Below are 6,832 nucleotides of genomic sequence, written 5' to 3'. Positions count from 1 at the left end.
GGGTCCCGGGCGCCCTGCGGGGAGCCCGAACAAGCGTCCCGCACCCCGCTACGGCGTCCCGAAGAAGAACAAAACGGGCACTACAAGCCGCCCTGGACACAAGCAAGCAGGTAAAACAACAAGCTAGGGCCGGTGCGGTTTTCTCGTGTCTGGCCTCACCCGGGCGTCGCCGCTGTGGTGCGGTCGAGCGAGAACCAGACGGTGCGTGACTCCTGGTCGCCGTAGGTACCCCAGGTCGTCGCAAGGGCCTCCACCCAGGCCAGACCCCGGCCGTCTTCGTCCCAGGCACGATTGCGCCTGACACGCGGGGCGGCGTAATGGGCGCCTTTCCCACTGACCACGACGTCGATCTCGCGGGCCAGAAGGCCCACGGTGACGGAGAACGGCCGGGGGTCGGTGAGGAGCCCGGTCTTGGGGCAGGCGGTGTTCCGGGTGTCGCCGTGGATGAGGGCGTTAGTCGCGAGTTCGCTGGTGAGCAGGGTCGCGGTTGAGCAGATGTCGGGGTCTTCGCGGGAGAGGACGCAGCCGACGCAGTCGCGGGCCGTGCGGACCTCGCCCAGGAACAGGCCGGGCAGGTAGAGGGTCGTGACGTCCGACTGACAGCCGTGTTGGGGGAACACGAAGGTCACCTCCGTGAATCAAGAGGTTTGACAAGTGCTGACATCAACACCGTCCGTAGTAGGACTCTAGGATCGCCAGCTGCGAAACGCAATATGCTTTTCGAAGAACTCGGCTGATATCTTTTCACCATGGCGAGTCCAACGGTTCGGCGATGGCAGATCGCGTACGAATTGCGCAATATGCGTGGGGATCGCACTCAGAAGGAGGTTGCGAAGGCTCTGGGAGTGGCACAGAGCAGCATCACTCGTTGGGAAGACCCTCGTGGCATGCTCCCCAGGGCACGTGATCTACGTCTGCTGCTGGAGTACTACGAGCTCAGCCCTCAGCGCATCGAAGAGATGCTGAACCTACGTCGAGACGCCGAGCAGCGAGGTTGGTGGCAGACGTACCGCCTCGACAAGCAATACGAGACCTTCATCGGTCTCGAAGCAGACTCGGCACGTATCCAGTCGTTCCAATCCCAGATCATCACGGGACTCCTGCAGACTGAGGGCTACGCTCGCGCTGTGCTCAGGGCGACGCGTCCCGAAGCCACGGCTGACGAGGTTGAGCAGCTGCTTCAAGTGCGCATGACGCGGCAAGATCGTTGGGCGACCAACAACAACGTGAAGTTGTGGGCGATCCTGGGGGAGGCCGCACTACGCCAGGTGGTCGGAAGTCGAGCGATCATGGTTGAACAGATTGAGCACCTGCACGAGCTCTCGCTTCATCCGCGAGTAACTCTGCAGGTCCTTCCCTTCGACTCAGCGGCCCATCCCGCGCTCGAAACCACGTCCTTCCAGGTCTTCCAGCTTGCCGATCTCCCCCTCTCGGCTGTCTTCCTGGATAGCCGCACAGGTAGCCTGTATCTGGAAGATCCCCACGAAATCGAAGATTACGAAGACCTTTTCAACAAGCTTCGCGCTGCTGCTCAGGACATCGAACCCACCCGCCAGATGCTGAGCAGTGTCGCGCGGGACCACCGCGAAAGAGCGGCCCAATGAGCACCAACCCCGATAGATGCCTCTACCCAGCCAGCCAGTGGCGTAAGTCCAGCTACAGCGGCCCCAACGGCTGTGTCGAGATCAATGACCTGTCGTACGGGACGGCTGTCCGTGACTCAATGAACCCCGGTCTCGGACACCTCAGCTTCACGAGCGGAGAGTGGTCTGCGTTCGTACAAGCAGTGAAAGATGACGAGGTAGGCAGGTAATCGACGGACACAGCGATGGGGCGGGAGATCTCCCGCCCCATTTTCATGACCGCCGCTAGAACTGCGGGGCCTCGGTGTAGGTGCCGAACTCCTCGCCCATGGTCCGGCAGATCTCGCCGAGCGTGGCCTCGGCTCGGGCCGCGTCCAGGATCACCGGGATGAGGTTGCCGCTGTTCGGGTCGCGGACGGCTGCGAGGAGCCGGTCCAGTGCGGCGTCGACGGCGGCCTTGTCGCGATGGGCTCGGCGCTCGGCGAGGACGCGCTTCTGTTCGCGCTCGATCTCGTGGCTGATGCGGAGGATCTCCAGCTCGCCGGAGACCGTCGAGGTGTGGCAGTTGACGCCGACGATGCGCTTCTCGTTCTTCTCCAGGGCCTGCTGGTACTGGAAGGCCGACTCGGCGATCTCGGAGCTGAACCAGCCCTTCTCGATCCCCGCTAGGATGCCCGAGGTCATCGGACCGATCGCGTGCTCAGCGCTGTCGCCGCCGCCCATGTGGAGGATGCGTTCGAAGATGCGCTCGGCCTCGGCCTCGATCTGGTCGGTCAGGGCTTCGACGTACCAGGAGCCGCCGAGCGGGTCGGCGACGTTGACGACGCCGGTCTCCTCCATGATGACCTGCTGCGTCCGCAGCGCGATCTCGGCCGACTGCTCGGTGGGCAGCGCCAGGGTCTCGTCCAGGGCGTTAGTGTGCAGCGAGTTCGTGCCGCCGAGGACGGCCGACAGGGCTTCGACGGCGGTCCGTACGACGTTGTTGTAGGGCTGCTGGGCGGTCAGCGACACCCCCGCCGTCTGGGTGTGGAAGCGCAGCCACTGGGCCTTCTCGCTCGTGGCCCCGTAGCGGTCGCGCATCCAGCGGGCCCAGATGCGGCGCGCCGCGCGGAACTTGGCGATCTCCTCGAAGAAGTCGATGTGCGCGTCGAAGAAGAAGGACAGCCCCGGGGCGAACGTGTTGATGTCGAGTCCGCGCGACAGGCCCAGCTCGACGTAGCCGAACCCGTCGGCCAGCGTGAACGCCAGCTCCTGCGCGGCCGTGGCCCCTGCCTCGCGGATGTGGTACCCGGACACCGACAGCGGCTTGAACGCGGGGATGTTGGCCGCGCAGTACTCCATCAAGTCGCCGATCAGCCGCAGATGCGGCTCGGGCGGGTACAGCCACTCCTTCTGGGCGATGTACTCCTTGAAGATGTCGGTCTGCAGCGTGCCGTTGAGCTTGCCGGTGTCGACCCCTTGGCGCTCGGCTGCCGCCAGGTACATGCAGAACGCGGGGATGGCCGGGCCGCTGATCGTCATCGACGTGGTGATGTCGCCCAGCGGGATGCCGTCGAACAGGATGTCCATGTCGGCGACGGAGTCGATGGCCACGCCGCAGTGGCCGACCTCGCCCAGCGCCTGGGGGTCGTCGGAGTCGTAGCCCATGAGCGTGGGCATGTCGAAGGCGACCGAGAGCCCTCCGCCGCCCGACTCCAGGATCATCTTGTAGCGCTCGTTGGTCTGCACGGCGTTGCCGAACCCGGCGAACTGCCGGATGGTCCAGGTCCGCCCGCGGTAGCCGGTCGCGTACAGGCCGCGGGTGAAGGGGAACTCGCCGGGCCACCCGATGCGGTCGAAGCCGGGGACATGGGCGTCGTCTGCCGGCCCGTAGACGGGGTCGACCTGCTGCCCGGAGAGCGTGGTGAAGTCGGCGTCCCGCACGCGGGACGCGTCGAACCGTGCCTGCCAGCGGGCACGCCCGTCGTCTGTGTGCTGAGCCATACTCCGATAGTAGGACTTCCTACTAAATTTCGATAGGCCCTATCCCCACGGCGCGAACCGTGTGAGCTGTGTGAGCTGTGCGGTTTCGGGGACGGCCGGACGTCAGGGCTCGCGAGAGGAGCGGGACGAGCGTTCGGCCTCGTCGGTGTCGTCGGGGAAGTCGCCGTAGTCGACGCGCAGGCGGCGGAGCATGCTGTGGATGTCCCACAGCTCGCTGTCCTCGTAGCAGTCCATGCCGAAGTCCATGGCCAGCAGGTCGCGCGTGGCGTCCTCGACGACCTCGCGGCCAGACTCGGTGATCTCGGCGAGCGTGCCGCGCCCGTCGCTCGGGTTGGGCTTGCGCCGGACCAGGCCCTGGCGCTCCAGACGGTCGATGGTGTTGGTGACGCTGGTGGGGTGCACCATCAGGCGCTCACCGATCTTGCCCAGCGGCAGCGCGCCGGTGGAGCTGAACGTCAGCAGCACCAGCGCCTCGTACCGCGCGAAGGTCAGCCCATAGGGCTTGAGCGCGCCGTCGAGCTGGCCGATGAGGATCTGTTGCACCCGCATGATCGAGGTGACCGCGACCATCGCGGGGGAGGCGCCCCAGTGGCGGCTCCAGTTGTCATGGGCGCGTTCGATCGGGTCGAAACGGAGATTCAGCGGGTTTCCCACGCTGCCACTGTAGCGAGCCGAGGATGATTAACACTCAACTTCCCCCTGGTCAAGGAGAGCTGACTGGCCAGCATTGGCCACCGTGCCTCCAAAAACCCCCGATCCAGTCCGCCACCTGGGTTTGCCCACCACCAGGAAGTGTTCGTGCTGTCACTCGGACCCCCGGGGCACCGAAAAGGGGCACGTGGGTCGTTGACCGTTCACAAAACTAATAGTTAAGTTTCCTAAAAATTGGTGCCCACAGCAGCACATCTCCCATCCCCCATAGGTCCTACACGCCAGGAGATGCAGCAACGTGAGAACCCCCCACCACCGAGGCTGGCTCGCCGCCGCGATCGTGGCCGTCCTCGTCGCACCGCTTGCCCTCATCGCGGCCCCCGCGTCCGCCGCCCCCTCCGGTGTCACCGTCATCTACACCGAGGGCTCGCGCTGGGACACCGGCTACAGCGCCCAGTTCACCATCGACAACCAGTCATCGACCGCTCTGGACGACTGGACCATCCGCTTCACGCTCCCCGCCGGCGCCAGCGTCGCCAGCCTGTGGAACGCCACGATGGAGCGCTCCGGCTCCGACTACACGCTCACCCCGCCCAGCTGGGGCGCGTCCGTCCCCGCCGGCGGCGCCTACCAGATCGGCTTCAACGGCTCCTTCTCCGGAGGCGAGACCGAACCGGTGAGCTGCACGCTGAACAACGCGCCGTGCTCCGGCGACCCCGGCGAGGAGGACACTGAGGCGCCCACCGCGCCCACCGACCTCAGCGTGCGCGACACCGCCGCCACCAGCATCACCCTCGGGTGGACCGCCTCCACCGACAACGTGGACGTGGCCGGGTACGAGATCCTCGACGCCGAAGGCACCGTCGTCCGCGCCGTCATCGGCGGCACCACCAGCGGCACGGTCGGCGGCCTGTCCCCCGACACCGCGTACACCTTCACGGTCCGCGCCTTCGACACCGCGGGCAACCGGTCGGACGCCAGTTCCGCCGTGACCGCCCGCACCGCTAAGGAGGACGACAACGGGCAGCCGCCGGACGGGCAGCGCCGGGTCGGCTACTTCACCCAGTGGGGGATCTACGCCCGCGGCTACCTGGTGAAGAACATCGACACCAGCAACACGGCCGAGAAAATGACCCACATCAACTACGCCTTCGCCAACATCAACGCCAACGGCCAGTGCTTCCAGGCCAACCAGGCCGGTGAGGGCGACGCCTGGGCCGACTACGGGCGCTCCTTCCGGGCCGACGAGAGCGTCGACGGCGTCGGCGACACCTGGGACCAGGACCTGCGCGGCAACTTCAACCAGCTGCGCGAGCTCAAGGAGAAGCACCCGCATCTGAAGGTCAACCTCTCCATCGGCGGCTGGACCTGGTCGAAGTACATCTCCGACGCCGCCGCCACGCCCGAGTCCCGCCAGCGCATGGTCTCCTCGTGCATCGACATGTTCCTGCGCGGCAACCTCCCCGCCTTCGACGGAGCCGGCGGCCCCGGATCCGCCTACGGCGTCTTCGACGGCATCGACCTCGACTGGGAGTGGCCGGGCTCCGAGGGGCACCCGGACAACATCGTCCGCCCCGAGGACAAGCAGAACTTCACCGCCCTGGTCAGCGAGTTCCGCACCCAGCTCGACGCCCTGGAGTCCGAGACCGGCCGCGAGTTCGAGCTGACGTCGTTCATGCCGGCCGACCCGGAGAAGGTCGACGCCGGATTCGAGGTCCCCAAGATCATGCCGAACTTCGACTTCGTCACCGTGCAGGGCTACGACTTCCACGGTGCCTGGGAGGACATCACCAACCACCACTCCAACCTCGTGCTGGTCGAGGGCGACCCTGGTCCGCGGTTCTTCAGCAGCGAGATCGCCATCGACACCTGGGTCGACCGCGGCGCCGACCCCGGCGACCTCGTGCTGGGCGTGCCTTTCTACAGCCGCGGCTGGACCGGCGTGGACCCCGGACCCAACGAGGACGGCCTGTTCCAACCGGCTACCGGCCCAGCCCCCGGGACCTACGAGGACGGGTACGAGGACTGGAAGACGGTCAAGCTCCTGCTCGACCAGGGGTACACGCTGTACCGGGACAACGATGCCGGAACCGCGTGGCTCTACAACGGCAGCACGTTGTGGACCTACGACGACGAGATCGCCATGCGGCAGAAGGCCACCTGGGCCAAGCAGCGCGGGCTCGGCGGCGCCATGATCTGGTCGCTCGACGGCGACGACGCCCAGGGATCCCTGATGTCGGCGCTCCACGGAGCGCTCGGCTCCTGACCCACCCCCCAGAGAGGATCCGGGGCCATCCCCTCCCGGCCCCGCAGGTCCTCCCCCGGTGGCGGCCCGGTGCGGCGGGCCGCCACCCGACGCCGTCCCGCCCGGAGTGCACCCGGGCGGGACGGCCCTATGCGCGACTTCCCCGCGATGATCATGGGGACTATCCCGACAAACCGGACACCATCGGGACCGTTCCCATGATCATCGCGGGGAAGGTGGGGCAAACCGGGCATGGGCCGCCCGCATGGTCCGTTCGGGAGCCGACGGGCGGCGCCCCGCCCCACAGCCGCCGCCGCTGCCCCGCCCGGCCGCATCCCCTGCGACGACCGGCGCCCCAGCCGCCTTCCGC

General features: G+C 66.9%; 6 protein-coding genes. 3 read left to right on the top strand and 3 right to left on the bottom strand.

Annotated elements, in window-relative coordinates; genetic code table 11:
* Positions 1-155: 155 nt before the first annotated feature.
* On the bottom strand, positions 156-620 hold the full coding sequence (locus ABD259_RS21330; RefSeq protein WP_344164839.1) for an ATP-binding protein: 465 nt from the start codon (positions 618-620) through the stop codon (positions 156-158).
* A 129-nt stretch (positions 621-749) separates the two neighbouring features.
* On the opposite strand from ABD259_RS21330, the gene ABD259_RS21325 reads away from it, so the two are divergent.
* Together ABD259_RS21325 and ABD259_RS21320 are read left to right on the top strand one after the other, a co-directional pair.
* On the top strand, positions 750-1,604 hold the full coding sequence (locus ABD259_RS21325) for a helix-turn-helix domain-containing protein (protein WP_344164837.1): 855 nt from the start codon (positions 750-752) through the stop codon (positions 1,602-1,604).
* Positions 1,601-1,813: a DUF397 domain-containing protein gene (locus ABD259_RS21320; protein WP_344105232.1), complete on the top strand. Its 213-nt coding sequence runs from the start codon at positions 1,601-1,603 to the stop codon at positions 1,811-1,813. Before ABD259_RS21325 ends, ABD259_RS21320 begins: the two co-directional genes overlap by 4 nt.
* A 55-nt stretch (positions 1,814-1,868) precedes the next feature.
* On the opposite strand, the gene icmA is transcribed toward ABD259_RS21320, so the two are convergent.
* Positions 1,869-3,566, bottom strand: coding sequence for a coenzyme B12-dependent isobutyryl-CoA mutase large subunit (gene icmA / locus ABD259_RS21315; RefSeq protein WP_344164834.1), 1,698 nt, complete (start codon positions 3,564-3,566; stop codon positions 1,869-1,871).
* 102 nt (positions 3,567-3,668) lie between these two features.
* Positions 3,669-4,220 (bottom strand): MarR family winged helix-turn-helix transcriptional regulator, encoded by a 552-nt coding sequence (locus ABD259_RS21310; protein ID WP_344105236.1) that lies wholly within the window; start codon positions 4,218-4,220, stop codon positions 3,669-3,671.
* A gap of 295 nt (positions 4,221-4,515) precedes the next feature.
* Here ABD259_RS21310 and ABD259_RS21305 point away from each other — a divergent pair, with 295 nt between their 5' ends.
* Positions 4,516-6,483 carry a glycosyl hydrolase family 18 protein gene (locus ABD259_RS21305; protein WP_344164831.1) on the top strand — a complete coding sequence of 656 codons (1,968 nt, stop codon included), beginning with the start codon at positions 4,516-4,518 and terminating at the stop codon, positions 6,481-6,483.
* The last annotated feature ends 349 nt before the right edge of the window (positions 6,484-6,832 follow it).

It is taken from the genome of Nocardiopsis rhodophaea, from assembly GCF_039530945.1.
In the GTDB taxonomy this organism is placed as follows: Bacteria; Actinomycetota; Actinomycetes; order Streptosporangiales; family Streptosporangiaceae; genus Nocardiopsis_C; species Nocardiopsis_C rhodophaea.
The sequence above is the reverse complement of the archived record's forward strand: the minus strand, read 5'-3'. Positions and strand labels throughout refer to the sequence as shown.

Bases quoted from the DNA above. Each gene is read 5' to 3' on its own strand.
- ABD259_RS21325 (WP_344164837.1), top strand. From the start codon at position 750: ATGGCGAGTCCAACGGTTCGGCGATGGCAGATCGCGTACGAATTGCGC.
- ABD259_RS21320 (WP_344105232.1), top strand. From the start codon at position 1,601: ATGAGCACCAACCCCGATAGATGCCTCTACCCAGCCAGCCAGTGGCGT.
- icmA (WP_344164834.1), bottom strand. From the start codon at position 3,566: ATGGCTCAGCACACAGACGACGGGCGTGCCCGCTGGCAGGCACGGTTC.